Origin of the sequence: Rhizobium sp. Root1334 (assembly GCF_001426665.1) — a bacterium.
GTDB lineage: Bacteria > Pseudomonadota > Alphaproteobacteria > Rhizobiales > Rhizobiaceae > Pararhizobium.
Genome location: NZ_LMEY01000006.1, coordinates 199,009 through 225,899, shown reverse-complemented (window position 1 = coordinate 225,899; position 26,891 = coordinate 199,009). Strand labels below are relative to the sequence as shown.

23 protein-coding genes and 2 pseudogenes are annotated in these 26,891 nt (G+C 58.9%); 12 read left to right on the top strand and 13 right to left on the bottom strand.

What is annotated here, in order from left to right; all coding sequences use genetic code 11:
- Nucleotide 1: 1 nt before the first annotated feature.
- Nucleotides 2-925, top strand: coding sequence for a zincin-like metallopeptidase domain-containing protein (locus ASD36_RS11725; protein ID WP_060510496.1), 924 nt, complete (start codon nt 2-4; stop codon nt 923-925).
- Between the two features lie 222 nt (nt 926-1,147).
- Here the strand turns inward: ASD36_RS11725 and ASD36_RS11720 are convergent, their stop codons facing one another.
- The gene (locus ASD36_RS11720; RefSeq protein WP_244489796.1) at nt 1,148-1,603 is read right to left on the bottom strand and encodes an NUDIX hydrolase; all 456 of its coding nucleotides are present in this window, start codon (nt 1,601-1,603) and stop codon (nt 1,148-1,150) included.
- A gap of 61 nt (nt 1,604-1,664) precedes the next feature.
- Between ASD36_RS11720 and ASD36_RS11715 the strand changes: the two are divergent.
- Nucleotides 1,665-2,086, top strand: a pseudogene (locus ASD36_RS11715) (DUF932 domain-containing protein); the annotation flags it as partial.
- A 350-nt stretch (nt 2,087-2,436) separates the two neighbouring features.
- Here the strand turns inward: ASD36_RS11715 and ASD36_RS11710 are convergent.
- The gene (locus ASD36_RS11710; protein WP_060510708.1) at nt 2,437-3,621 is read right to left on the bottom strand and encodes a DUF1173 domain-containing protein; all 1,185 of its coding nucleotides are present in this window, start codon (nt 3,619-3,621) and stop codon (nt 2,437-2,439) included.
- A 320-nt stretch (nt 3,622-3,941) separates the two neighbouring features.
- A complete protein-coding gene (locus ASD36_RS11705; protein ID WP_060510493.1) occupies nt 3,942-4,211 on the bottom strand; it encodes a hypothetical protein in 270 nt (89 codons plus the stop codon).
- A gap of 43 nt (nt 4,212-4,254) precedes the next feature.
- Between ASD36_RS11705 and ASD36_RS11700 the strand changes: the two genes are divergently transcribed.
- Nucleotides 4,255-4,623 carry a metalloregulator ArsR/SmtB family transcription factor gene (locus tag ASD36_RS11700; protein WP_060510491.1) on the top strand — a complete coding sequence of 123 codons (369 nt, stop codon included), beginning with the start codon at nt 4,255-4,257 and terminating at the stop codon, nt 4,621-4,623.
- Nucleotides 4,589-5,833: an arsenite efflux MFS transporter ArsK gene (gene arsK, locus ASD36_RS11695; RefSeq protein ID WP_060510489.1), complete on the top strand. Its 1,245-nt coding sequence runs from the start codon at nt 4,589-4,591 to the stop codon at nt 5,831-5,833. Before ASD36_RS11700 ends, arsK begins: the two co-directional genes overlap by 35 nt.
- A gap of 223 nt (nt 5,834-6,056) precedes the next feature.
- Here the strand turns inward: arsK and ASD36_RS31350 are convergent.
- Nucleotides 6,057-6,179 (bottom strand): annotated as a pseudogene (locus ASD36_RS31350) (arsenical resistance protein ArsH); the annotation flags it as partial.
- A gap of 365 nt (nt 6,180-6,544) precedes the next feature.
- Here ASD36_RS31350 and ASD36_RS11690 point away from each other — a divergent pair.
- Together ASD36_RS11690 and ASD36_RS11685 are read left to right on the top strand one after the other, a co-directional pair.
- Nucleotides 6,545-6,868, top strand: coding sequence for a DUF736 family protein (locus ASD36_RS11690; RefSeq protein ID WP_060510487.1), 324 nt, complete (start codon nt 6,545-6,547; stop codon nt 6,866-6,868).
- A 477-nt stretch (nt 6,869-7,345) separates the two neighbouring features.
- Complete coding sequence (locus ASD36_RS11685) at nt 7,346-7,507, top strand: hypothetical protein (protein ID WP_156393835.1); 162 nt, start codon at nt 7,346-7,348, stop codon at nt 7,505-7,507.
- Between the two features lie 263 nt (nt 7,508-7,770).
- Here ASD36_RS11685 and traG read toward each other — a convergent pair whose 3' ends face one another.
- From traG to ASD36_RS11670, 3 genes are read right to left on the bottom strand one after another with little or no spacing between them, the layout of a single operon-like run.
- Nucleotides 7,771-9,684, bottom strand: a complete 1,914-nt coding sequence (traG, locus tag ASD36_RS11680) for a Ti-type conjugative transfer system protein TraG (protein ID WP_060510483.1) — start codon at nt 9,682-9,684, stop codon at nt 7,771-7,773.
- The gene (locus ASD36_RS11675) at nt 9,675-9,914 is read right to left on the bottom strand and encodes a conjugal transfer protein TraD (RefSeq protein ID WP_060510481.1); all 240 of its coding nucleotides are present in this window, start codon (nt 9,912-9,914) and stop codon (nt 9,675-9,677) included. Before ASD36_RS11675 ends, traG begins: the two co-directional genes overlap by 10 nt.
- A complete protein-coding gene (locus ASD36_RS11670; RefSeq protein WP_060510479.1) occupies nt 9,904-10,191 on the bottom strand; it encodes a TraC family protein in 288 nt (95 codons plus the stop codon). Before ASD36_RS11670 ends, ASD36_RS11675 begins: the two co-directional genes overlap by 11 nt.
- A gap of 220 nt (nt 10,192-10,411) precedes the next feature.
- Here ASD36_RS11670 and traA point away from each other — a divergent pair, with 220 nt between their 5' ends.
- Nucleotides 10,412-15,034 carry a Ti-type conjugative transfer relaxase TraA gene (gene traA / locus ASD36_RS11665; protein ID WP_060510706.1) on the top strand — a complete coding sequence of 1,541 codons (4,623 nt, stop codon included), beginning with the start codon at nt 10,412-10,414 and terminating at the stop codon, nt 15,032-15,034.
- A gap of 365 nt (nt 15,035-15,399) precedes the next feature.
- Here traA and gdhA read toward each other — a convergent pair whose 3' ends face one another.
- From gdhA to rnk, 3 genes are all read right to left on the bottom strand, one after another.
- On the bottom strand, nt 15,400-16,749 hold the full coding sequence (gene gdhA / locus ASD36_RS11660; RefSeq protein ID WP_060510477.1) for an NADP-specific glutamate dehydrogenase: 1,350 nt from the start codon (nt 16,747-16,749) through the stop codon (nt 15,400-15,402).
- Between the two features lie 233 nt (nt 16,750-16,982).
- Nucleotides 16,983-17,522, bottom strand: a complete 540-nt coding sequence (locus tag ASD36_RS11655) for a hypothetical protein (protein WP_060510475.1) — start codon at nt 17,520-17,522, stop codon at nt 16,983-16,985.
- Between the two features lie 223 nt (nt 17,523-17,745).
- A complete protein-coding gene (gene rnk, locus ASD36_RS11650; protein ID WP_060510473.1) occupies nt 17,746-18,168 on the bottom strand; it encodes a nucleoside diphosphate kinase regulator in 423 nt (140 codons plus the stop codon).
- A gap of 569 nt (nt 18,169-18,737) precedes the next feature.
- Between rnk and ASD36_RS11645 the strand changes: the two genes are divergently transcribed.
- The gene (locus ASD36_RS11645) at nt 18,738-19,430 is read left to right on the top strand and encodes an FCD domain-containing protein (RefSeq protein WP_060510471.1); all 693 of its coding nucleotides are present in this window, start codon (nt 18,738-18,740) and stop codon (nt 19,428-19,430) included.
- Between the two features lie 26 nt (nt 19,431-19,456).
- Here the strand turns inward: ASD36_RS11645 and ASD36_RS11640 are convergent, their stop codons facing one another.
- Nucleotides 19,457-19,735 carry a GNAT family N-acetyltransferase gene (locus ASD36_RS11640; protein WP_060510468.1) on the bottom strand — a complete coding sequence of 93 codons (279 nt, stop codon included), beginning with the start codon at nt 19,733-19,735 and terminating at the stop codon, nt 19,457-19,459.
- Nucleotides 19,736-20,064: 329 nt separating this feature from the next.
- Between ASD36_RS11640 and ASD36_RS11635 the strand changes: the two genes are divergently transcribed.
- The 3 genes from ASD36_RS11635 (at nt 20,065) to ASD36_RS11625 (ending at nt 23,946) form a co-directional block, all read left to right on the top strand.
- Complete coding sequence (locus tag ASD36_RS11635; protein ID WP_060510466.1) at nt 20,065-21,045, top strand: LysR family transcriptional regulator; 981 nt, start codon at nt 20,065-20,067, stop codon at nt 21,043-21,045.
- A 134-nt stretch (nt 21,046-21,179) separates the two neighbouring features.
- Nucleotides 21,180-22,361, top strand: a complete 1,182-nt coding sequence (locus ASD36_RS11630) for an HlyD family secretion protein (RefSeq protein ID WP_060510464.1) — start codon at nt 21,180-21,182, stop codon at nt 22,359-22,361.
- A 16-nt stretch (nt 22,362-22,377) separates the two neighbouring features.
- A complete protein-coding gene (locus tag ASD36_RS11625) occupies nt 22,378-23,946 on the top strand; it encodes a DHA2 family efflux MFS transporter permease subunit (protein WP_060510462.1) in 1,569 nt (522 codons plus the stop codon).
- Between the two features lie 151 nt (nt 23,947-24,097).
- On the opposite strand, the gene ASD36_RS11620 is transcribed toward ASD36_RS11625, so the two are convergent.
- Both ASD36_RS11620 and ASD36_RS11615 read right to left on the bottom strand, forming a co-directional pair.
- Complete coding sequence (locus ASD36_RS11620) at nt 24,098-24,799, bottom strand: FCD domain-containing protein (RefSeq protein WP_060510460.1); 702 nt, start codon at nt 24,797-24,799, stop codon at nt 24,098-24,100.
- Between the two features lie 76 nt (nt 24,800-24,875).
- On the bottom strand, nt 24,876-25,628 hold the full coding sequence (locus ASD36_RS11615; RefSeq protein WP_060510458.1) for an SDR family NAD(P)-dependent oxidoreductase: 753 nt from the start codon (nt 25,626-25,628) through the stop codon (nt 24,876-24,878).
- 121 nt (nt 25,629-25,749) lie between these two features.
- On the opposite strand from ASD36_RS11615, the gene ASD36_RS11610 reads away from it, so the two are divergent.
- Complete coding sequence (locus ASD36_RS11610; protein WP_082562751.1) at nt 25,750-26,871, top strand: ABC transporter substrate-binding protein; 1,122 nt, start codon at nt 25,750-25,752, stop codon at nt 26,869-26,871.
- Nucleotides 26,872-26,891: the final 20 nt, after the last annotated feature.

Genomic DNA, 26,891 nt, shown 5'->3' with positions numbered 1-26,891 from the left:
CATGACCACAGATCGCAACCGCGAGATCCCGACCGATATCTACGAGCGCGTCACCAGCCAGATCATCGCCGCCATCGAAGCCGGCGCTGGTGACTACCGCATGCCCTGGCACCACGACGGATCGACCATCACCACGCCCGTCAACGTCGCCTCAAACAAGGCTTATCGCGGCGTCAACATCCTCTCACTCTGGGTTGCTGCGCACGCTGCCGGCTATCCTGCCGGCATTTGGGGCACCTACCGCCAATGGCAGGTGCTCGGCGCCCAGGTTCGCAAGGGCGAACGCGGCCATCTGGTCGTGTTCTGGAAGACTACCGATCGTGACGTGGTGGATGCCCAACACGGCGACGAGGATCGTGACGAGCCCGCCCGCCGTATGTTCGCCCGCGGCTACACCTTATTCAATTGCGCCCAGGTTGACGGCTACACGCCGGCGGAGACGCCAGCGCTGTCCGAGGTCGAGCGGATCGAGCAGGCCGAACGCTTCTGCGCGGCCCTTGGTATCGACATCCGCCACGGCGGATCACAGGCCTACTACCGCCCATCTACCGACCATGTGCAGATACCGGAGTTTGCTTGCTTCCGCGACGCGGTCGCCTACTACGCCGTGCTGCTCCATGAATGCGGCCACGCTTCCGGCGCCAAGCATCGCCTCGACCGCGATCTTTCCGGACGGTTCGGTTCGGCCGCCTACGCGATGGAGGAATGCACGGTCGAGCTCTTGAGCGTAATGATCTGCGCTGATCTCAATCTCAGCGTCGAGCCGCGACCCGACCATGCCCGCTACATCGCCTCCTGGCTGGAGGTGCTGCGTTCCGACCCGCGCGCCATCTTCACCGCCGCGAGCAAGGCGCAGCAGATTGCCGACTGGATGCACGCGCAGCAGACCGCTGGTCTCCAGCATGAGGTTCGGGGTGCCGCATAGGCGCCCCTCAACCCGATCAGTAGACGGTCGCTCGGGAACAGCGTTTCGCTCAGCGCGCAATCGGGAACGTGTCGCCGCCCGCTGAACTCGCGGCCCAGAACACCCTCAACGACAATAGCCGGCGCTATGACAATAGCGCCGTGCCCGCCATCGTCTTCACCGATCCGCAGGTTGCAAGATCGGGCTGATGAGGTCGCTGCGCCAGCGTAAAACCGCTGGCCGTCAATGGGGAACGCCTGAGAAGCCGTAAATGAGAGACGCAAGTTCGGGCTCATCAACAAGCAGTGCCGCATCTTCAACCGACAGCCACGCCTTTTTTCGTTGCCCTTTCTCGGGCCAATCCGCGCGTTGCTTAGTGATCTGGAGCGGGTAGACAACCACCCGAAGCCGTTCGAATTCCCCCACTCCACGCTTCCAATAGGTATAGGTGCCGACTGGCTTTTTGCTTACTTTGCCGGCGACCCCCGCCTCCTCATAGGCTTCTATGGCGGCCGCTTCCTGCTTCTTGTAGCTTTTCTTTGGCCGGCCCTTCGGTATGATAAAGCGACCGGTGTCGCACGATGTGATCACCAGAATTTCAACGGCACCTGACACCGCAATACGGTAGGGCAGCGCTCCGACTTGCAGTCGAAGAGCTAGCTTAATTGTGGCATCGGATTTCTTGATCTTTGCCATCATCGCTTGGATTTAGCGTTGTTGCTCAGGTTCGGCAAATCTCGGTGGCCGGAGCTATCGCAAATCTTCCTTCTATCTTCGCGCCGTTTGCGCCAATCGCAACCTCTGGGTACGGAAAACTTCGAGGAAATCACCATCCGGCATTCCAGGTTCGCCGCCCAGCGCTTCGCGCACGAAGCGGCACCCGCGCTGACCAGCTTTGCCAACTCTTCGCCCGCTCTCTTCGTTGCAGGCATCAAGGCCGCCCGCGCGCGCATCGTCGCCCGCAAGGACGAAGACCGTGAAACGTTCCTTCGCCGGAGCGGCTTCTCAAAGGGTGAGACCGGCAAGGTTCTCGAGACGGTGCTGGCCGAGGAGGGGCGGCCGCCCGAATCAATCTTCGACTTCGTGCAGGGGATTACGGCGCTTGCGCGAACCAAGACCACTCAGGACACCCGTCTCACGTTGGAGGGTAAAGCGAAGAGGCTTCTCGAAAGTGCCGGGTGATCGTCCCTGCCTTCTTTGCTCGTCGTAGCCGTTGGCCGGTCGCACCACCCCGCTAAACGATCCTGAAATGTTTAGGGCCGTGTGGCCTATGCAATGAACGGATGGAGACGTTTGCGCTGTCTTCGGCGCAGGCTTCGGCGAGACCCTTGCCTATGTGGCGAGCGCGGGCAATCTTCCGATTGCATCTTGCCTTCCGCACGATAGCGCCGGCGACCCCGTCGCCATCGTAAATTTCCAAACAAATGCCGAAGGCACGGGTTAGCGGGTGAGCGCTGGTAATGGCCTTCGCAATCGTCCTATGAAAACGCTGGATTCTCTCATTTGGCCGGGCTGATGGGGGTGGAACGTCCTCAGGGCAGCTGCGGCATGTCTCCGTCCCCAACCCGCCATATCCATGGTCTCATCTCGGCTCTCGCTTCGATCATATCGGTCAATGCCTTTTCGTAGTCTGCATCTGCCCCGGCTGGGACCACGAACATCGCAACCGCTGCGGGATGTGGCAAGGTCACTGTAGCGATCGGCTGTTCGCGGGGTAGGTTGAAACGCAAGCCTTTAACGCTCTTGCGGTTCAATCCCGACAGCCTGGCAAGAAGACGCTGCTCATGGACGCTTTCGAAAGGAATCCAGTTCTCATTCACCACCATCATTGCGACTTGATCAACCGATGCAATCCCCGCCCCGGATAATCCGAACGTGGTGATTAAAATGAGATGGAGTGTTTCATCTGATCGCCACAGATCGAGCTCCGTATGGTACCTTTCGTTCAGTCGCTTCCATGTGGACTGCTCGACCATGAACGGAAAGGGGAGGTGACGGACGACAATCTTGTGTCCATCACGCGCGGCGGCGAACTCCTTGACTTCCGCTACGGCGACCATGAGTTTCCTTGGCCCCGAACCCGCACTCTGCGCGCCCGCCAAAGCTGCTGCCCTTTGGGCCTCGATGCGGTCCTTGTCATCCTGGCGGAAAATCTCCGGCACGAAAAGAACATCACTGAGGGATCCGCCACGGACGGTCATCTGGCGCGCGGCATTCATCAGACTGCTGCGGACCCGACCCCATCCACGTTTCCGGGCCCAGAGCGATGTCCACTCCGTCAGTTCCCCCACGTCCCACAGATAATGCAGCATTCCTAGTAACGATAGTTTCTTCGTCTCGTTGCGCACCGTTTCGGAGGTCTCGCCCAGAGACGCCGCGGCTGTGCGTGGGCCTCGCTTCGAGAGAGAGAAATCAAGTTTCAGCACGGCGGAGCCGGACGCTTCGTCGATCTGGATAGCATTTCCGATCAGCGGGCCGAGTCCCGATAGATCATAAGGAGGCTCGTGGGATGGGCAGGCAGGGTCGTGGTCACGTCCCGAGAGCGGCATTCGCTTGATCAGAAGTTGCCCGTCAAGTCGCGCGATATACATCGGCACTGATGGTACCCGGCACCTGCAATAGGCGCGAAGCTTTCGTTCATAGGCGTCCTGCAGCGCTGTCTGAAGCTCGGCCGCGTCTTCCTCGAATGTCCAATCGCCTATCGCAAACTGCCGCATATTTTGTCTCCTGCCGCCATTACGGCTCGGCTTGGGCGCTAATGAGAGCCGGTCACCGGTTTCGAAAACCACAACCTCTATACTGAAGCAAATAGGATAGTATATCGAATCATACGCTGCAACTAAACCTTCGGCGCACGCAGAGTGAAAGAGGCGTCGGAAAGGGCTGGTCTGGCGAGGCTCTGAGAGTGCCTGGGCAGGCTGGGCCATCTCTCGCTCTCCGATAAAGGTGTCCCATCAACATTACCTCAACTCCTGCGGAACCGACGGCTGAAGATCACTTGTTTCCCTGAGCTGCGCGAGAACGCGCGTTCTCATACTTAAAGCTGCCAGTGAGCTGCTTCCGTTTTTCGAACAAGGTCAGCGCGATCCGGCGCCAAAGATCTTCGCAGCATCGTGACGCGCATCGTCGAAGTCGGCGATGCCGAGGGCGCCCGGATCTGGAGGGGGCATTCGGTGACGTAATAGCCCGCCTTCACCGGCTGCCCTTCGTAGAGAAACACAAGCGGCGCCTCCGGCGCAGCCGCAAGACCGTCGAGAAGCTGGCCAAGCGTGATATCGCCGGAAACGGCCTTGTCGATTATGTTCATGTGCGTTACTCATATTATTCAATGATTGAAGGATTATTGAAGTATGGACGAGCGTCGAGCCCTCACGTCATTCGCAGCTCTATCGCAGGAAACGCGCCTCGCCATCGTCCGCACACTGGTTGTCGCCGGACCGGACGGGCTGGCCGCCGGCCTGATAGCCGAACGCATGGGCGTCTCGCCCTCGAATGTATCCTTCCATCTAAAGGAACTGGAGCGCTCGGGCCTGATCGCACAGCGGCGAGAATCCCGCTCGATCGTCTATAGCGCCAGCTACGATGCGCTGGCCGATCTCGTAAAATTCCTGATGGAGGACTGCTGCGCCGGCCATCCGATGGTCCGAGAGGGCGTGGAGCGGTTCGATAGCTGCTGCAAGACGGATGCTGATCGGAGCGAGGGCGACGTCGTTGCGTAATCCGAATGTACCTGTCGGCATCGTCGCCGCGCTGGGCCTGACCCAGATCATCGGCTACGGCACCCTCTACTACAGCTTCAGCATCCTTGCTCCCGGCATGGCAGCAGATCTTGGCATCACCGTCGCGCAAGTGTTTGCGGTCTTCTCGGCGTCGTTGTTCGTTGGCGGTTTGTCAGCACCATACATTGGCAGGCAGATGGATCGCATCGGGGCATCGACTGTCATGGCGATTGGCTCGGTGCTGTCCGCCTTGACCTTGATCCTATGCGCCTGGTCGCCGTCGGTGGCGATCTTCGCGCTCGCCATTGTTCTCCTGGAAATCTCGTCCGGCATGGTCCAGTACCAAGCCGCTTTTGCCGCGCTGGTTGATGCCGATCCGCGATCCGCATCACGGAGCATCACCTACCTTACGCTGATCGCAGGATTCGCCTCAACGATCTTTTGGCCGATTGCCACGGCGCTGCTCGGGTATCTGTCCTGGCGGGAAATCTACCTCGTCTATGCCGGGCTTAACCTTCTCGTTTGCATGCCGTTCCACCTCTGGATCGTGCGAAAGGGAAAGGTCGCGGCCGCTGGCGGAATGAGGCCGATGCGCGAGCCTGTCGTCGGGGCCATTCCTCTCGAGCGCCGCCGCGGCGCTGTCCTTGCCGTCTCGGCAGCATTTGCGCTGCTCGGCTTCACGCTTGGAGCCATGCTCGCCCATATGGTGCCGATGCTCGGTGTGCTTGGATTCGGAAACGCCGCCGTCGTCATCGGCTCGCTGTTCGGCCCGGCGCAGGTGCTTAGCCGCCTGATCAACATGATCTTCGGCACGCGGCTCGCGCCGCCCGGCCTTGCGGTTCTCTCCGCGGTCTTCATGGTGCTGAGCGTCGTCATCTTGGCGCTGTCCGGCAACTGGCTCCCCGGTGCGGTCGCCTTCTCGATTTGCCTGGGCCTTGGGTCGGGCATCAACAGCATCGCGCAGGGCAGCTTGCCGCTCTATCTGTTCGGCTCGGACGGATACGGTGCGCTCACCGGCAAGATGGCAGCCTCACGACTGGCCGCCGGCGCGGCTGCGCCGTTTGCCTTCGCGGCGACGATGGAGCAGTTCGGCATAGGCGCGTCGCTCGTTTTGAGCGCCGCGCTCGGCTCGATCGGCGTTGCGGCGTTTGTCGCGGTGGCGATGGCGACGAAGCGGAGCCTCGTCGCTTCGCCGAGCCCGTCAAATTGACTGCAACCAACAGGTATTGTCCATGCCTGGGCGCTTCACGGCTTTTGTCGAGCAATACTCCTCTTGTCGACCTCAGATGCTTGTTTCCGGGTCAGTCCGATATCGTCAAGTTGGTGTTCGTCGAGCATCGACAGTGGTTGGGATCGTTGCGAGGTACCCATGCTTTGGGCTGACTCGATAGGAAGTTCGTCCGCATCCCGCCGCAGAACCACCATCGCCACGCCGAGACTTCGCGAAGCGAGTCGTAGAGGATCAGGATGCGCGGCTTGTGCGTCGAGAATGCCGGGCGTAGGGCATCGAGATCTGTCGAATGCAGGTGATCGCCCTGTAATGCCGGGGACGCAATGCCGCTCTCTGAAGCTGCCGATAGGCGCGCAGCGGCGATTTCACGGTGCGCGGCTGAAAGCTGACGGTGAGGGTGCGTCCGTTAAGCCAGTGGGCGGAGCGTTGGGCGGGGCCTTCTTGGATGGCGCGAATGTCCTTTTCCTGGCCCCGTGGCCGGGTAGCGCGTCGACGGCCATGTGATCTGTCTGCGGCTTGCGGCTGCCTCGAAATCATTCCCTTGTCCATGTCGCCTTTCTAAGGGACCGGCCGCCATTAGCGTCAACCCGCAAGGGGTTTCCCTTCGCTGGCGCTGCGGTGACGTCGGCACCCGGCCCCTTCTTCGGGCGCCATCGGGAATGGTCCCGAGCAACCGAAGGAGCAAGTCACATGGCCACCACGATCGCAACCCTGACGCAGAAGACAGACGGCAGCCTCGAAGGCGTCTTCGCCACCATCCGGGTCAACGCCCCGATCGCCATCATCCCGAACGCCAACAAAGCGAGCGAGGAAGCCCCGGACTACCGTGTCATCCACCGCAAGACCGGTTTCGAGATCGGTGCGGGCTGGAACCGCATCGCCCGCCAGACCGGCGAGGAATACCTCTCCGTCAAGCTGGAGGCGCCGGAGATAGGCGTCATCTTTGGCAACGTCGCACCCGCGCCAGGAGGTGAGCCGAACCGCAAGGTCATCCTCTGGAACAATCCGGCCTAAGCCACACGACAGCCGGTCCCGGAAACGGGGCCGGCACCGAAGTGAAACAGCAAACAAGGCCTAAAGGATGCCGGGCGTCCTCAATGCCCGTAAAGTCGGCCGTCAATCAAACCCATCGCGCAGCCACATCGGCAGGCCGAATATATCCGTTAAGCCGTCGCGATCTGGCGCGATGGCACGCGAACTGAGGTCGGCCGCGTCACATCGCCAACCCGCAAACGGGTATTGAACCCGTTTGCGGGTTTTGGGGTGCCAAACGACAGGGACTGTCTGCGCAGCTCGGCTGAGTCTGCCATGAGGGTACCAACGCCTCAAGGCCGCACGGCCCCTCCAATTTTTCCTGCACTGCGTTTCACTGCGCTCCGGAAAAATCGGTTCCTCCGCACGCCGGCTCCGCCGGTCGCGTTCCGCGAGCCTTGACCCCTTGGTCCCCTCATGGCCACCGGCGGCATCTTTAACATCAACACGGAGATGACGATGATGACCACCGAACAGATGATTGAATTCGAACGTCAAATCGAAGAATTGCGCGCCGAGATATCCGCCTGCATCGACCCGGATGAACGGCAGCAGATCGAAACTGAGCTTCGGTTCATTCGCGCAGAACTGGCTGCGCAAGACCCCGGAGAGCTGCCGTGACCGGCAGTCATTCCGATCCCGTAGTCCTTCTGTCCGGATCGACCGGACAGAAAGACTGGCGAAAGATCAGCCACTCGTCTGCCCGACGCCAGAACAAGCAGACCCACGAATGTGGACACAGACACGCGCGTCGCTGCCCCTCTTCTCTATCGCTTTCGTATCCGTCTCACTGGGCCGGCTGTTGCGCACAAGCCGTCGGTGCAATCGCCGCGTCGGATGGAACGCCTATCACACGCGGCGACCCCGAAGTGCGCACCGATGAGTCACTTGCGTACGAAGCGATTGACCTTCGCCGCCTCACTCATTTCCTTACGCCGGAAATAAATTGCCCGCCCGCAGCGTATCGGGCTATGGCCCTGCACGATAATGATCTGCTCGTCCTTTCGCATAGACTGGGTAATTTCGTGTGGCAGGATCAGCGGCCGGCGCTGGAGGTTGACGCTTTCGGATTTGCGCATGCCGCTGTTCTTTGCATCCCAACCAATGTTACGGGAACGACCCTGCACCTCGACCGTCATCTCACCGCATTGCGCCGAGACATTGCGGGCTGTGTCGAGCGCCTTGATGGCCGCATAGGAGGCGAAGGCGCAGCCGTCGATCCAGGATGTCGCTCCATCCTTCCCAAAGTGCCGTTCGAGTTGCCCGACCGATTGGTACATCAGCATCAGGCTGATGCCGTATTTGCGGCCGCGATCACGAGCTTCCTCCAAAACACGCATGTAACCAAGCAGGTCGACCTCGTCCAGCATGAAGAGCGCCCGACGCTTGAAGCCGCCATCGGCCTGCACCACTGCATTGATGAGAGAGCCGATAATAACGCGGCCAATACCCGGATAAAAGCGCAGGATCGATGCAGGGATATTGAGGAACACGTCCTTGTTGCCGGTGACGATCTCGCTGGACTTAAAGGCATCGCCGCAGACGAGCGCGGCGTAACTGTCCAGCGAAAGCCATTGTGTATCCTTCGATGCCGTCGAGTAGACACCACTAAACGTTTGCTCGGTCATGTTGGTGAAAACACCAAGCGTCTCGCGGATGAAGGCCGACTGCGAATTATCCTGAATGTCGCGCAGCATGGCGAGCACTGAAGGCTCTGGCTCGGAAACGATTCGTCGAAGGCTTCGCAAGTTCCGCCGCCCGCCATATTCTGGCGACAGCATAACATGGGCGAGCAGGCCGGTCAGGAGATTGTGAGCCTGGTTCTGGAAGTAGGAGCCGGTCGAGGACTCGGGGCGCCCGCTTTCCGACAACAGCATATGTGCGATGCCAACGATGTCCTCCTCTCGTCGTGCTGACGTCTCGACCCCGTCAAGCACATTGAAGCCCATGGTCGGATTGGCTGGATCGAGTACCATGACCTCTCGACTGAGCACGCGGTTGCGATGCTCAATCACCATCGGCGCCACCTCCATGGAAGGATCGAGGCAAATGAGCGGTCCGGTGTAGCGTAGCGCTGTCGGCAGAACGTTGCTGGTCGTCTTGTAGCCACCCGATCCGGCGAAAAAGAGCATATGCGTGGAATCGAAATCCTGTTTGTAGGTGAGAAGCGAGGCCTTGCCGCCTTGGCCCCACGTGCTCCGATCGTTCGGATCGAATGGTATTTGATGGATAATTTCCTTGTCGACCCGATAGCCCTCGCCGACGACGATCTCACCGTCCGGCGGGAACAATCTTCCAGCCGCCGACATGGAAAGCCAGCCGGCGTCCCCAAAGGCTCCTCGCCGGGCGCGCTTAACCGGTTCCGGCACAACGATGGAGATGTGAGCAGCAACCGCGACCGCCAAGAAGCCGGAAAGCGCGCCGATCATGGCAACCATGTCAAGATAGGAGAGTGCACGATCCCATGTGATTGCCCCGCTCGTCACAAAAAGGGCAAGGCGCCGATATTCACGCAAGGCATAAAAGGCCGCGACGATCAGAAAGCACAGCAGGCTCGCCATTGCGATCGGCCGTCGGCGATGAAGCGGCACTACCGAGACAGTTATAAGACCGCCAAGCGGCCCGAACAGAAGGGCTGCCACCGGCGCCGCCCGTAGAAACCAATGGTGCGTCTTGCCTGGCATGCCTATCGCCAGCTCATGCCACCGCCAGCCGGTGATGAACACGGTCAGAGCTGTCACGACGATGGGTACGAGGACCAGCAGGAAACCAGGATGCAATCGGTGCTTCAGTGCCATTCGGCTTTCTCCTCAACATACGGTGTACCGATATCTCGAGTGGGCATCCTGAACATCTCCGCACCGATGTCGCGCAGCCGCCGGTGTTCGGCAGAGCCCGGCATGATCTTGGCTAGTTCGAGCAGTCCCGCGAGCAGGAACGCCCGGTCGGCTTTCGACAGGCCGGCCCTGATGACAATGGCGCCGAGCAGGATTTTTTCGCGCGCTGCGCGTTTGCGGTCAGCTGTCATGTGAAGCCTCTGTCTGCGTTCCAACCCCGCTAACTGCTGATCTATGCGTGTGAGACGCTGTGCTAACAGGTTCTTTCTTCCCATCTTTGCGAAATCGCGCGGCGATCTCTTCGAAGATCCGATCGATCTCCTCGTCAGTAATCTCCATTTCTGCAAGCCCCGATTTCGTTGCGGCACGGGCAAAGCGCTCTGCGGATTTAACGATCAAAAGTCTCCTGCGTTCCCGCAGCTTGTCGATCTGAACATCCAAATCGGAGAGTGAGGTTTTCACGGCCACGACAGGTTCCTTTCCGGTGTCTGTGAGAGAGAAAAGCGTAATTATACTGACTATTATAAGATAGTAAAATCGGCTAGATTGCAATCCCCTGGAATGTCGCGGTCAGAAATTCCACCGATGCCGCTTTCATGAAAGCGGCATCGGTCCTGGCAGGCCAAATCGGTTTGAGGGCGCAATATACGTCGCTGGCGCGACATGCTTGAAAGACATGGAGACGGACGTGGCGATTATGTTCGTCAGAGCGCAGGTAATCAGCAGAGGGGCGGGGCGCAGCATCGTCTCGGCCGCCGCCTATCGGCATCGCGCGCGGATGATGGACGAGCAGGTGGGAACCTCATTCAGCTATAGGGGCGGGGCATCGGAACTTGTCTACGAAGAACTGGTCCTACCGGACCAGATTCCAGTCTGGCTAAGAACTGCCATCGGTGGCCGTTCGGTCGCCGGCGCCAGCGAGGCGTTGTGGAATGCGGTCGACGCTTTCGAGACTCGGGTGGACGCTCAACTCGCCCGTGAATTGATCATCGCTTTGCCGGAAGAACTGACGCGGGCAGAGAACATTGCGTTGGTGCGGGAGTTCTTGCGCGACAATCTGACCTCGAGAGGGATCATCGCGGATTGGGTCTACCACGATAAGGATGGTAACCCGCACATTCACCTCATGACGACACTCCGGCCTTTAACAGAGGACGGGTTCGGGCCGAAGAAGGTTGCAGTTCTCGGCGAAAATGGCGAGCCGCTGCGTGTGGTCACACCTGACCGGCTGAACGGTAAGATCGTCTACTTGCCTTGGGCTGGAGACAAGGAAACCATGAAGGCATGGAAAATCGCCTGGGCGGAAGCCGCAAATCGGCACCTGGCCCTCGCAGGCTATGAGATCCGTCTCGACGGGCGGTCCTATGCTGAACAGGGCCTCGGCGCAATTGCGCAAAGACATCTCGGCCCGGAAAAGGCCGCATTGGCTCGCAAGGGCAAAGAGTTCTTCTTTGCCCCGGCCGATCTGATCAGGCGGCAAGATACGGCCGACAGGCTGCTTAAGGACCCGGATCTTCTTCTCAAACAGCTCAGCAACGAACGCTCCACTTTCGATGAGCGCGACATCGCCAAGGCGCTGCATCGTTATGTCGATGATCCCACGGATTTTGCCAACATCAGGGCGCGCCTGATGGCGTCGGTCGATCTAGTCATCCTGAAGCCGCAGCAGATCGAGGCAAAAACAACCAGGGCGGCGGAACCGGCAGTCTTCACCACGCGCGATATTCTCCGCATCGAATATGATATGGGGCAGTCGGCACGGGTTCTGTCGGCGCGCCGCGGTTTCGCTGTTTCGCCTAAACGTGTCGTGGCTGCGATCAAAAGCATTGAAACAGCTGATCCGGAAAAGCGTTTCCAGTTTGACCCAGAGCAGATCTATGCTGTTCGTCATCTCACGGATGACAATGGCATTGCAGCGGTTGTCGGTCTTGCCGGGGCGGGAAAATCGACACTGCTTGCTGCTGCGCGTGTTGCATTTGAAAGCGAGGGCCGCCGGATAATCGGCGCGGCGCTTGCGGGAAAGGCCGCCGAAGGGCTCGAGGGCAGCTCCGGTATCAAATCGAGGACACTCGCTTCCTGGGAACTGGCATGGGCCAACGGACGCGAGTTGCTCGAACGTGGCGATGTGCTTGTCATCGACGAGGCCGGCATGGTTTCGTCTCGCCAGATGGCCCGCGTGCTGAAGATTGCCGAATGCGCGGGGGTGAAAGTCGTCCTGGTCGGTGACGCGATGCAACTTCAGCCGATTCAAGCGGGCGCCGCCTTTCGAGCAATCGCTGAGCGAATCGGATTTGCGGAGCTTGCCGGCGTGCGCCGTCAACGCCAACAATGGGCGCGAGAGGCATCGCGCCTCTTTGCCTGCGGCGAGACCGCGAAAGGTCTCGACGCCTATGCGCAGCACGGCCATCTTATCGGGGCCGGGACGCGAGACGAAATTTTCGGGCGGATTGTTGTCGATTGGACTGAGGCACGCCAGCAGGCGATTCGAAATTCAGTCGCGGCGGGTAGTGACGGCCGTCTTCGTGGCGACGAGCTTCTTGTGCTCGCCCACAGCAACGCTGATGTGAAGCTTTTGAATGAGGCGCTACGAGCGGTGATAACGGGAGAGGGTGCGCTAGGTGAGGCGCGCGCTTTCCAGACTGAACGTGGTATCCGGGAGTTCGCCGCTGGCGACCGCATCATCTTCCTGGAAAATGCTCGCTTTCTTGAGCCACGGGCAAGACCTCTCGGTCAGCAATACGTGAAGAACGGTATGCTCGGCACCGTCGTTTCCACCGGCGGCAAAAGTGGTGATACAACGCTTGTGGTGCGTCTCGACCATGGCCGCGATGTCGTCATCAGCGAAGACAGCTATCGGAATATCGATCACGGTTATGCCACGACTATCCACAAGTCTCAGGGCGCAACGGTGGACCGAACCCTCGTGTTTGCCACAGGGATGATGGATCAGCATTTGACCTATGTATCGATGACCCGGCATCGCGACCGCGCCGATCTCTATGCGGCGCAGGAAGATTTCGAGACCCAGCTGGAATGGGGAAGGAAGCTACGGGTCGATCATACAACTGGCGTTTCCGGTGAACTTGTGGACACGGGACTAGCCGTGTTCCGGCCTAACGAAGATCTGGACGAAAGTCCCTATGCCGACGTTAGGCGGGACGACGGAACTGTCCATCGTCTTTGGGGCGTGAGCCTGCCGAAAGCGCTCGAGGATGCCGGCATCAGGCGCGGTGACACCGTCACTTTGCGCAAGGATGGTGTCGAGAGAGTTAAAGTCCAGGTACGGGTCGTCGATGAGGAAACCGGGCGGAAGCGCCTCGAGGAAAGGGAAGTCGAACGCAATGTCTGGGCCGCTATGCGGGTCGAAACCGTAGAAGCTCGCAAGGGCCGGATCCAGCAGGAAGGCCGCCGACCGGAACTGTTCAAGCAGCTCGCAGAGCGTCTCGGCCGATCGGGCGCCAAGACGACTACACTCGATTTCGAGTGTAAGGCCTCTTACCGGGCGCATGCAGACGATTTCGCTCGCCGGCGCGGGATTGACCATGTTGCGCAGACTGCGGCTGGGATGGAGGCGCGTCTTTCGCGGTGGTGGTCGGGAGTTGTCGAGAAGCGCCAGCAGGTGGCGACGCTTTGGGAGAGGGCAAGCGTGGCGCTCGGCTTCGCGATCGAGCGGGAACGAGGCGCCTCTCACATTGAGAAACGACCCCAAACCCAAATTGTCCCGCGTGCAAAGACTGGGCGCACGCGGCATCTGATCCCGGCTACTTCAGTTTTCTCCAGGAGCGTGGAGGATGATGCTCGGCTGTCCCAACTTTCTTCGCCGTCCTGGGTAGCGCGGGAGGCAGTTCTTCGGCCGCTGCTGGAGAGGATCTATTCTGATCCCGATACGGCGCTTTCAATCTTGAACGACCTAGCGTCGGATGCGAGTATCGAACCCCGCAAGTTCGCCGACGATCTTGCCAATACGCCGGTTCGGCTGGGCCGTTTCCGCGGCTCAAATCTTCTCGTCGATGGGCGCGCGGCGCGCGATGAGCGCAACGATGCAACTGCGGCATTAAGGGAATTGCTGCCGCTGGCCCGGGGCCATGCGACGGAATTCCGCAGGAATGCCGTACAGTTCGAGGTTCGTGAGCGGAAGCGCCGTATTCACATGTCAGTCTCGATCCCGGCGCTCTCCAGAAACGCGACGGCACGTCTCTTCGAGATTGAGGCGGTGCGTAAGCAGGGCGATGACGCTGCCTACAAGATGGCCTTTGCGTTTGCCGCAGAGGACCGCTCGGTCGTACAGGAGGTCAAGGGGGTGAGTGACGCGCTGGCGGCTCGCTTCGGCTGGAGTGCCTTTACGGAGAAGGTGGATGCGGCTGTCGAGCGCATCACGGTCGAGCGGATGCCAGAGAATATCACGGATGAGCGGCGCGGAAAACTGTTTGGCCTTTTCAAGGCCGTTCGGCGTTTTGCCGAGGAGCAGCATCGAGCAGAGCGGCAGGATCGCTCGAATATAGTCGCAGGTGCCAACTTTGATGCAGGGAAGGAGAATGTCGTGGTGCTGCCCATGCTCGCCGCGGTTACCGAGTTCAAGACGCCGGTCGACGAGGAGGCGAGATCCCGTGCTCTTGCCGCGCGCCTTTATCGCCAGCATCGAATAGGGCTGGCTGAAACCGCGGTCCGCATCTGGCGCGATCCAGCGAGCGCCGTGGGCAAAATCGAGGAGCTGCTCGTGAAAGGTTTTGCCGGTGAGCGAATTGCCGCCGCGCTCGTCAACGATCCCGCCGCTTATGGTGCGCTGCGCGGCTCCGATCGGATCATGGACCGGCTCCTCGCGTCGGGCCGGGAGTGGAAGGGCGCGCTACAGGCCGTGCCGGAAGCGGCCATGCGACTGCGATCACTTGGTACGGCTTACCTCAGCGCACTCGGTGCGGAAGGTGAGGCCGTCGCCGAGGAGCGTCGCCGGATGGCGATTGCCATTCCCGGGTTATCGAATCCGGCCAAGGAAGCTCTCCTGCGGTTGATGTCGGAAGCAAAGAAAGACCACCGTAAACTTGCTGTCTTTGCCCGTTCATTCGACGCAGAGATCCGCAGGGAGTTCGTCGCAGTCAGCCAGGCGCTTGACGAACGCTTTGGACGCAACGCTCTCCTCTGCGAGGAAAAGGATCTCATCAATCGGGTTCCTCCGGTGCAGCGCCACGCATTCGGCGCACTGCAAGAGAGGCTGCAGGTGCTGCAGCGCACCGTCCGTATGGAAAGCAACGAAAAGATCATATCGGAACGTCGCCAGCGCGCGATCATGGCCGGCGGCTCCGCGGGCCCTTAATTCGTAACAATCCAGAGATACCGGTTCCGGTACGCGCCTTTCAGGTCTGCCCGGTCCAAATTGAGGTATCAATCATCGCCACATCCCACATCGGTGCCGGACATGGACATTCTTCTCCAGGCTGTGGACGAGCTTTGGATGTGTGGACTAGTGTTTTAATCAGGAACAATCCGGCGGCATTGAGACCGAAAGGCGAACGCGTGAGTAAACGGTGTCGGGTAGCAACGCCGTGTTCTCGAAGTGTCGGCACGAAGTCAAGTTTTGTCTAACGAGAGTTAGAACAGGAACTTTTGCGTCGGACATTACTGATTTTCAATGGATGTCTTTGGGTGACCCGTGAACACAAAGTCACCCAAATTCAATGTTCATATCACTCCGAGTGCGTCCATCGCTTCGGCAACTCGGACAAATCCGGCGATATTGGCCCCGAGCACATAATCGCCTGCGGCACCATATTCCGTGGCGGTTTCCGCGCACCGGTCATGGATGTCACGCATGATCGTCGCCAGGCGTTTCTCGGTCTGCTCGAATGTCCAGCTGTCGCGCGAGGCATTCTGCTGCATTTCCAGTGCGGAAGTCGCAACGCCACCGGCATTTGCAGCCTTGCCCGGCGCAAACAACACCCCGGCCTCCTGGAAGATGCGCACGGCGTCCGGTGTCGACGGCATATTGGCGCCTTCGCCGACGGCGATAACGCCATTCTTCACCATTGTCTTTGCGTCCTTGCCGGTCAACTCGTTCTGCGTTGCAGAGGGCATGGCGATATCGCAAGGCACATCCCAGATGGAGCCATTCTCGATATAATGGGTACCGGTGCCCTTCAATCGCGCATACTCGGATATACGCGCCCGGCGGGTCTCCTTGATCTCCTTGATCAGTTCAAGGTCCAGACCATTCTCGTCAACGATGTATCCGCCCGAATCCGAGCAGGCCATGATCTTGCCGCCGAATTCCATGATTTTTTCCATTGTGTAGATAGCCACGTTGCCGGACCCGGAAACAACCGCCCGCTTGCCTTCGAAAGCGTGGCCCTTTGTTGCCAGCATTCTTTCGACGAAATACGTGGCACCGTAACCCGTCGCTTCCTTGCGGGCGCGCGAGCCGCCATAAAACAGAGCCTTTCCGGTGAGCACGCCGGCTTCGTAACGGTTGGTCAGGCGCTTGTACTGGCCGAACATGTAGCCGATTTCACGTCCCCCGACGCCGATATCACCAGCGGGAACGTCCGTATATTCACCGATATGGCGATAAAGTTCGGTCATGAACGACTGGCAAAACCGCATGATCTCGCCGTCTGAACGGCCACGGGGATTGAAATCGGAGCCACCTTTGCCGCCACCGATCGGCATGCCGGTGAGCGCATTCTTGAAGGTCTGTTCGAAACCGAGAAACTTGATGATTCCGACATTGACAGAGGGGTGGAACCGTATGCCGCCCTTGTAGGGACCTAACGCAGAGTTGAACTGCACGCGAAAACCGCGATTGATCTGCACCTGACCTTTGTCATCGACCCACGGAACGCGAAAGATGATTTGGCGCTCGGGCTCGCAAATCCGCTCGATCAGCGCATTGTCCATGTATTTGGGATGTTTGGCCACCACGCGGCCCAGGCTTTCCAGCACTTCGCGGACTGCCTGATGAAATTCGAGTTCACCAGCGTTGCGGCGGATGACCTCGTTGAGAATCGGCTCAAGTTTTTCGTCTACGCGGACCAATCATTTTCTCCAATAACGTCAAGGATGCCCAAAAAGTGAGCGACCTAGCGTTGATAGCGTATGTTTTGAGCAACTCCAGAGAAATGTGCCCAGAGACAGTGCAAATGCACAAAACCGAGGCCTGCGTTCATCTTGGGAAGGCCAATTGCCTATCTGTCAGGCTGCGGTGAAGCACGGGAATTATCGCCCTCACGGTTCGCCGCCCGCTCAACGGGGAGGGGCGGCGTCCGCATTCAGGCCGCAAACGGACCCGGATCGTCGTCGTCTGGGCGCCGCGCAGTTGCGGGTTTTTGTTTCGGTTGAAACTTCAGCACCTGCGGCGATGGATCAACGGTCTGGCGCTGGGTGCGAGAGAAAGCAGCATCCTGCTCGCGCAGCCTTAAGTTTGCCTCAGGTTGAAACTCTATCGCCTCAATAAAAATGGTTTGCCGTTTGCCATTGTCTTCGATCGCGGTCTTTTCCCCCTCTGCCAGGCCCAGCAGGCTGAGCCCGCAGAGCGTATGGATCGATACGGCATAGTCCGGCAAATCCTCGCCTTGGCATTGGACCACCAGATGGGGACCTTTAATTTGCCCGTTTAGCCGATAGGTGACGCGGCTGTTCAATGTCACGACATCGCCGGGAATATCGTCGCGGAAATAGACCGTCGCGTGGCTGAGTTTCTCGCGAAGAAGCGTCGCGAAAACATCTGCTTGATTGTCGTATCGCTCCAGAATCGTCGTCAAGATAAAGACGTCTTTTGTGGTCAGTTGGGAAAAATATTCTCTGGACATGGGAAATCTCCCGCGGAATCGAGCCAAGATGGCACCCGCGCCAAACGTTGATCAGACATGGTGAATGTCTCCCCTGGCCCATTTTTTGAGCCAGGGGTCAGGCCCCTGCGATAAGGCACCCACTCGGTCGGAAAGCGCCGCAGTCGTGGTCGCTCGAACCTGTCATCGATCTCATCCGCCAGTGTCGGATGCGGACCTGTGCAGCCATGGTGAGCCTGCCTTGCTAGGTTGTCGCCTCGACCACGTTCGAGACGGTGATCACCGTCAGGCGATGGCGTCGCCCATCACGGGCCGCCCAATCAATTGATTGCCCTTCCGACAGCCCGATCAAGGCAGTCCCGATCGGAGTGAGAATTGAGATTTTACCCTGGGCAATGTCGGCATCACCCGGATAGACCAAGGTCACCTGCCGTTTTTGGCTGTCGTCAGCGGCGTATTCCAGGGTTGAACCCATGCGAACAACTTTTTCCGGCATCGAATGGTGCGGGATGACCTTTGCTCTCTCCAATTCGGTGAGCAGGTCGTCCGAGAGATCCGGCATCCGGTTGGCTACTGTGGCCGCAAGGCCACTCAATCGTGCCTCATCGACGTCGCTGACGACGATCACCGGTTTGTTCTGACGAGGATTGAATTCATTGGTTGTCATTTTTTAGGTTCCTGACACCACCCTGAGCAGCCGCGCGGTCAACGCATCGCGTACGAGCGGATTGCCTGAATGATTTGCGCCCAGCCGTTCGAACCCGGTCTGGAACAATAGATTTGTGGAGTTTCTGATGGTCACGCCGCCCCCGCGCTCGGGGCGTTCAGGCCGGGCCGGGGGCTACAGTCCTGCGATCGGGCAGCCCCGATGGGAAAGGATGAGCAGCATATGGGCGTGCGTCGGTTTCATCGCGACAGGTTGGCTTATTTCGGCGAATTGTCAAGTGAGGCAGCTTTTGCCGGGGTCACTTCTCTGCTTCTATTCGATGAAACACAGCACACGAGATCGAATGTCGCACTCCTCGTTGGGCGAATGGTGGTGCCGATCGTCGTTGGAATAAAGCCCCGAGGTCGGCCCAAACCGACGGATAATTATCGAATGTAAACTGAATTTTGGAAAAGAGCAGTATTAAGGTAGTGTGCGGCGCCGGCTGGTGTGCTTGCCGAATCCACAAGGCTATGGCAACCCGTCGTTGATGGCACTCAGCCGGATGCCTGAAGAAAGGGAATGGAGTCATGCGTGGTGTTGCCGAAGATCAACCCGGCCGGACAAGAGCGGCGGAAGTTGTCGAGGCAATCCGGGCCGACATACTGAATGCCAGGCTTCTGCCGGGTGAAAGGCTTATGTTCGAGGCTTTGAAGGAGCGGTTCAACGTGGGTGTTAGCCCATTGCGTGAAGCGCTGACGCGGATCGCTGGTGAGGGCCTTGTCACACTTGAGGAGCATAAGGGCTTTCGTGTCGCGCCGGTATCGCGGGCGGATTTGACCGATTTGGTTCGGCTTCGCGGCGAACTGGAGGCGCTCGCGATCCGATGGTCGATCGAAAATGGCGACGACCGCTGGGAAGCTGGAATCCTCGCCACCATGCATGAACTTGGAAAGAAACAGAAAATTACGGCGGCCGGGGAGATCGATATGGCCTGGGAGGCCATTCATCAGCGGTTTCACACCTCACTGGTTGCCGCCTGCGGATCCGAGCGCGCACTGGCTTTCCGGCAGGTGCTTGGCGATCAGGCAATGCGATACAGGCGTCTTTCGGTCAGGTATCTGACAGCTCCAAGGGACGATCTGGGCGAGCATCGGGAACTGGCTCAGATCGTTATCGAGAGAAGGGCGACTGAAGCTGTCGACCTGATCAAGGGTCACTTTTCCCGAACGGCCGAAATCATTCTTGCCGCGACCGAGGAGGCTGGCGGAACGTTGTCATGAACACGACGCCATGCCAGCTGTTGCATTCAGCCGTCGACCATTGCGTTAAATTCGGGATGTTTGACTGCAAAGGCCGACATGAATGGGCATTTCGCAATGATACGGGCGTTCCGTTCGCCCAAGATCTTGAACACGCCTTGCGCGAGGCGCGTGCCGATGCCCTGGCCAGATAGTGCTTGCGGAACTTCCGTATGGGTCAACACATATCTGCCATCCTCGTGCCGGTAATAGGCGACGGCCATTTCATCACCCACGGCGAGTTCGAAACGTGATGCAGCGGCATTTTCCAAAACTTCGTTGTTCATTGTCCTGCTCCTGTGTCTTTGGTGTCTGCGACCATGAGGCGATGGCTTGTTCAGGCTTTCCTCAATTCAAGGCGCCACCGGTCAACCAGATGAAACTCAGACATGTCAGATAGAGGATCATGTCTGCAAGCAAATGATCACGAAACCGGTTGCTACTCCAGAGACTGTCCTGGGGCGATTGAAATGTTTTTTCAGGCATCTTTGGCTCCTACGTTTTCGAACCCGTGGCGCTGCGGACGCTAATCCATGGCATCCATTCAGCCGCATGGAACTGGCCGGATATGCCGCCTCCGGCTATATAGTTCAAATGAAGCAAGGGCATTCCGATTATGCGCGACGTTCATAACCTCGACCTCAACCTCATTCGGATTTTCGCCGCCGTGCTTGACGAGCGCGGCGTAACCAAGGCTGCCGAGCGCATGCACCTGACGCAATCGGCCGTCAGCCATGCGCTGGCACGGTTACGGGACGTCATCGGCGACGAATTGTTCATCCGTGGGCCGGACGGCATGCATCCGACGCCCCGCGCAATGGAACTGGCGCAATCCTTCAAGCCGGCTCTCGCTCAGATAGAGGGAGCGATTTTCCGGCCGGCTTTCGATGCTGAAACGTCGGAGATCGAGTTTTCCATTTCAACTTCGGACTACATCACAGCGGCAGTTATTCCAGATCTGTTAGCGCGTATCCGCAAAGCTGCCCCGAACGCACGTTGCCGCGTGCATCCTCTCAGCGAAATGAATCTCACCGAAGAACTTGATCGCGGTACCATCCACACGGCGATCGGGGTTTTTGGCAAGACGCCGTCACGTTTTATCAGCGAGCCGCTGTTGTCCGATCAAAGCGTCTGGCTGATGCGGCGGGACCACCCGGCCGCCACGGGATCCTTCGGGCTGCGTGACTTGTCCTCGTACCCGCATGTCGACATCCTGATTTCAGATCAGATTCAAGCCGACGCCAGTGCAACCATTGATCAGGGGGGGCTGGAGCGCGCCTACATTACCAGCAATCCGCGCCATATAGAGGCCTTGCTTGGCGCCGAAGGCATGAGCCGCAAGGTTGGTGCAACGGTGTCGCATATTCTGGCTGTTCCTTCACTGGTGGCGGCGACCGACATGCTGGCCTTTACCCCGCTTCAGTTTGCCATCCGTGCGGCCAAAGCGCTTGACCTTGTCTGGAGGGAGCCGCCCTATCACGCGCCTGCGTTCCAGATTTCGATGTTGTCACATCGCACCATGGGCGCCCATCCTTCGATCCAGTGGCTTCGTCAGGAGCTGATTGAAAGTGCAAAGTGCTACAGCGCTGCTGGATAACGTCAAGCCGCCCCTGACATGGAATGAATTTAGGTCATTTTTCAAATGCCTGAATATCATTTCATTCATAGAGTGATCGCGCCCATATTGCCGTCATGTTGATCCGGTCTTGCGGACCCAAGGGATATACGGCCATGACTGCAGTCGTTACAGAACTTCTCACTCACGACAAAAAGGCGCCTTTGAGCACCACGCCGGTAGAAGAGCGGCGCCATTCGGAGGCATCGACGGTGGCCGCGAAAGGGCGCCGCCGGCGCAGTATTCTTGCATTGACCCGCTCCGCTGTCATCGTCATGGGGGTCGGTCTGGCGATCGTCATTCCCCTTGGTTGGGGGCAATGGGTTGCCGGCTTCACGGATCAATCCACTGACAATGCCTATGTGCGCGCGGATACAACTCCGGTCAGCGCCCAGATCTCCGGCCATATGGATCGTATCCTCGTCAATGATTTTGAAAATGTCCGGGCCGGTCAGGTTCTGGCTGAAATAAACGCCGCCGAGTATCTGGCTAAAGTCAGCCGGGCGAAGGCTGCCGTCACGGCCGCAGAGGCGGCTATCCGAAATGTTGACAGCCGTGTCGAACTGCAACATCGCGTCATTGCGCAGGCGCAAGCCAGCGTTCTCGCCGCAGCAGCCGACCGCGACCGCGCCGCCAGTGAATACGACCGCCAGAAGATGGCTTCGCGTGATGGCTGGTCGACCAGTCAGCGCCTAGAAGAAGCACTGGCTGCCATTAAGCGGTACGAAGCGCAGATGACCGAAAAGCAGGCGGGGATAGAGGCCGAGCGGCAGCAGTTGAACGTCCTGGACACTCAGCGCGAACAGGCTGCAGCGGAACTCGACAGTCGAAGAGCAGAGCTCCAGCTGGCCGAAATTGAGCTGGGATATACCAAGATCGTTGCTCCCACCGACGGCGTGGTCAATGCAAGCAGCGTCCGCGCCGGTCAGTATGTCACCGTCGGCACCCGCATCATCTCCGTCGTCCCGCTGCCAAATGTCTATGTGGTGGCGAACTATAAGGAAACGCAGCTCGGAAAGGTCCGTGTCGGCCAGACTGTCACGATCGCCGTCGATATGTTTCCGGGGCAACGCCTCAAGGGCAGGGTGGATCAAATCTCGCCCGCCAGCGGATCGGAATTCGCTCTGCTCCCTGCTGATAACGCAACGGGCAATTTCACCAAGGTCGCCCAGCGCATTGCGGTGAAAATAGAGCTGCTCGATTTGCCAGACGATATGCGGCAGCTGCTACGGCCCGGCATGTCAGTCGTCTCGACGATCCATACCGACATACCAGTCGCCAAGGGCACTGGGCGTTAAGGGAAGGAAGATTGCTATGACGTCCGTTGCGGTTGCGAAGGCCAAGGTGCCGCTCCCCAGCATCAAAACGATGGTGGCAATCGGCGCCGTCCTTCTGGGCACTTTCACGTCGATCCTCAATTCCCGTCTCACGGAAATCGGGTTGGCAGATATCAGGGGCGCGCTCGGTCTCGGCTTTGATGAGGCCTCGTGGATCACGACCGCCTATGTCGTTGCCGAGGTTGCTGCAATCCCGGCGGCAGTCTGGCTGCGTGGCATTCTGTCTCCAACGCGTGGCGTCATCCTCGGCGCCGCTATGTTTTCGGTTTTCTCAATGCTTGCTCCACTGAGCCCCAGCCTGCAGATCCTGTTGGCATTGCAGGCTTTGCGTGGCCTGAGCGCGGGGATCCTGATTCCGATGAGCTACGCCGTGATCATGCGCCATCTGCCGCAGCAGCAACGTTTATACGGATTGTCGCTCTATGCGCTTGTCTCTGCCGTGACGCCGAGCCTTTCCGTCTCGCTGGAGGCTTGGATATTGAATCATCTCTCCTGGCAATTCCTGTTTTGGTTGAATATCATTCCCGGCGCGCTCACGGTTTTTGCCGCCGGATACCGATTGGCACACGATCCGATAAAATATATGCGCTTCCGCAAGATCGATGGGTTTGGGTTGCTTGCGCTCTCGCTCGGATTGGCGGCTATCGTCGCCGCCCTCGACCAGGGCAACAGGTTGGATTGGCTGGAGTCTGGATTGGTCGTCGGTCTCCTCTCGGCTGGCATATTCCTGGTCGGCGCATTTTTCGTGCACGCCCTGCTGCACCCCAACCCTGTCGTTAGTCCGAAGCTTTTGTGGAGACGCAATATCGGTCTTGGTCTCTTGGTGATGTTCGCCAGCCGGATCGCAATCATGTCCACCGCTTACCTCGTGCCGCAATATCTCATCCGGATACAGGGCTATCGTGCGCTCGAAAGTGGCGGCCTGTTCTTGAGCACAGCCCTGCCTCAGCTCATTCTGACGCCCGCTGTTGCCTGGCTTTGCTACAGGATCGATCCGCGCAATCTGTTGGCCGTCGGCGGTACCGTGATGGGGGCCGGTATTTTGATGTCGGTGAATATCTCGAGCGTCTGGATCGCCGATGACTTTTTCCTGCCGGTGATGCTTCAGGCGATTGGTGCACCGTTGATTGCCGTGCCGACCATGGTGCTCATCACCGAAGACATTCACCTCCAGGAAATTCCCTGGATTGCGTCGCTTGTGCACATCGTCCGGACGGTCGGAACGGCGGTCGGCATGGCGCTGGTCACGACGCTGGTTCGAGTGCAAGAGCAGGTTCACTCCAATCTCATCGGACTTCGTGTTCAAAGTGGTAGCCCGGAGGTGGTGTCGCGGATTGATACGATCACACACATGCTGCGCCTGAGGGCGACAGGCGCGCAGGATGCTGCCAGTCAGGCTAACGTGATGCTGGGGAAGGTCATTCAGCGAGAGGCATTCACCTTGAGCTATTCCGACGCCTTCTTTGTAATCGGCATGATCATGCTCCTGGCCGTTGCTACTTCGTTGGCCCTGCGTCGGCCGCCTCTGCCCGGACGGTTCCTCTGATAGCCGGGCGCGGGGTGCGCCCGGGACGAAGGGGCCAGTCAAATTTGACCTCTTGGCGATGGGCTTCGCGTACTTTCATGCGGGCAGCGGATGCGATCGAGGCAAGTTTCAACCGGCGCGATAGAGCGGGGCGGGAATGTCTTCTTGCCCGTCAGGAAAAGAGTTCCGGCGCTGCCTCCAGGAGAATTTCGACCGTACTCAAATAGTGGCTTCTCAAAAGGGCAACGGCATCTGCCGTGCGCCGGGAGATGACTGCCTCGGCTATCTCGCGGTGTTCCGCCAGATCATTGCGCGGTTCATGGAGATACTGAACTGAGAGACGGCGGTAGCGCGTAGCCTGGTCGGAAAGGATCTGGCGGAACTGCAAGAGGCGTGGCGAATGGCATTCCGAAACCAGCGTGAAATGGAAGTGCAGGTGAATGTCTTCCCATGTGTGGTCGATAGCTCCGTCTGAAGTGAGTTTGGATTTTTTCCCCAGTTCATGCAGGGCAGCCAAAATCCGGCCCTCCCATGCGTCGTTGCCGTTTGCGATTGCGCGGGCCATCGCCATGGCTTCAATGTCACTCCTGATTTCGGCAAGATCCATCAGATCCGTTCGGGAGACGGGGGCAACGCGATAGCCCTTGTGCTCCTCAAGCGTCACCAGCCCGTCGGAAGCAAGCCGTGTCAAAGCTTCCCGAAGCGGGCTCATGCCTGCGTCAAACTGTTCGCGCATTTCCTCAAAGCGAAGGCGTTCGCCAGGTTTGAACGTGGCGTTGAGGATTTGATGGCGCAGAGTGGTTACGATTTCGGAGGTGCGCGTGCGACCTCCCGATTGCCGTTGGGCCGGATTGAGCAGGCTGCGTGTATTCATTGTGGAAAGCTTCTCCGGTGGGATGAATGCCCCCGCTGGGAGGGAGGTGCTTGGTGGGAGGCTACCCGCAGACGACTCACGCGATGCTTCTTCCGGAATCGACGATCAGCTGGGCTCCCGTCATATGGGGAACTGCATCGCTGATCGCAAAAGCAACATACCGCCCAAGCTCCTTTGGCTCGACGACTTCTCCCATCGGCAGGGATGATGCCGCTTTTTCAAGATGTCCCGAAATGGATTGTGCCAACGCGGTCGCCGTCGTGCCCGGAACCAGCGTGTTGACGCGGATGTGGTGTGGCGCAAGCTCAAGAGCGAGAAGACGCATCATGCCGTGAATGCCGGATTTTGCGGTGACGTAAGGCAGGAAGCCCGGCATCACGCGTACGGCCGTGGACGAGCCCGTGGCAATGATCGTGCCGCCGTGGCCCTGCGCAACAAGCAGCCGAGCCGCGGCCTGAACGGTATTGAAGGTTCCTGTCAGGTTGACGGCGATGTTCTGCTGCCAATCCCGCTCCGTGATGTCGAGCACGGACGTCTGAGGCGTGATGATGCCAGCATTGGCGACCACCGCATCGATGCGGCCGAACGCTTTTTGTACGCTGTCGAGCATGGCGTTCACCGCATCACGGTTGGTGATATCGACCTGGAAACAAACAGCCTCGCTTGCATCAGGCAGGCCGGCAATCGCTTCTTTTGTTTCGCTTAAGCCCTCGGCTGACAGCCCGGACAGCACCAGTTGTGCTCCTGCCTCTGCGCAACAAACAGCGATTTCACGCCCGATTCCGCCTTCGGCGCCGGTTACAACGACGATTTTTCCATCAATCCGCACTTTCACTCTCCCATTTCAAAAAATCGCCAAGTTTCGTAAACTAACACGATTTTAGAAAATACATAGTTGATTCCATAATTATATGGATCTATGGTTTCTCCAAGTCATCAGGGAGGAGACGATGAGCTTGGGTAAAAGGATATTTTTTGGAGCGCCTGCACTGGCGATGGCACTGATCGGAGCATCGGCTGCCGCGGAACCGGTTCGCATCGGCGCGCTGCTGTCCACGACAGGTGGTCTTGCAGGCCTTGGCATCCCGCAGCGGGACGGGGTGTTGCTGGCGCAAAAATTGATCAATGCGAATGGTGGCGTTGGAGGAGAACCGCTGGAAATCCTCATGGAGGATGATGGGTCCAATCCAGATGCGGCTATGACCAAGGTCAACACGCTTGTTCATTCGCAGGGTGTAAAGGCGATCGTAGGCCCCACCGGCATCGCCCAGACGGTCGCTATCGGCTCCGTCACCCAGCCCCTCAATATTCCCGTTCTCGCATTTACGGGTATTGGCCCGGCTGTCGAAAATGCCCGTAACTGCGTCTTTCACATGACGCCCGCGCAGGGTCTAAACGCCCGCGCGTTGCTCTCCTATGCTAAGGAGATCGGCGCCAAGCGGGTCGGTGTCCTGCATGATTCCGGTTACGGCCAAGTCATCTGGGGTGTGATGTCCAAGCTGGGCGACGAATTCGGCGTCGAATTCGTCCAGGTCGAAAAGTTCGAACTGTCGGCTAGCGACGCGACGGCGCAGGCTGCGAAGGTTAAGGCGAGCGAGCCTGACGCGGTCATCGTTCTGAGTTCTCTGGCCACGCCTTTCCGCAATCTTCGTCAGGTCGGCCTGACGGCACCTATCATTTCTGTGCACGGCACGGCCACCTACGAGATCGTCAAGGCGATGGGAGACGCTGCGGACAATATCGTCCATGCGGAGTTTTTAATTGCCGAGGACCCCTTGCCGTATCAGGTCGAGTTCGTTGCCGAGTTCCAGAAGGAATATGGCCGGCTGCCGAAACATTTCGAAGCCGCAGGGTATGATGCCGTCATGGCAACGGTTGCAGCGCTGAAGCGGGCTTCGTCCAACGCGGCACCGGATGCGCTTTGCCAGGAAGTCCGCACTCCCTATCAGGGCGCCTTTGCCCAGTACGACTTTACCGCAAAGGATCTCGGAGGTCTGACCCTGAGCAGCTTCAGCTATTCGCTTCTGACCAAGGGTAAGTTCTCCCGTTTGCCGTTCAAGGCGTCGCAATGAGGTGAGGGCGCAACCGGGAG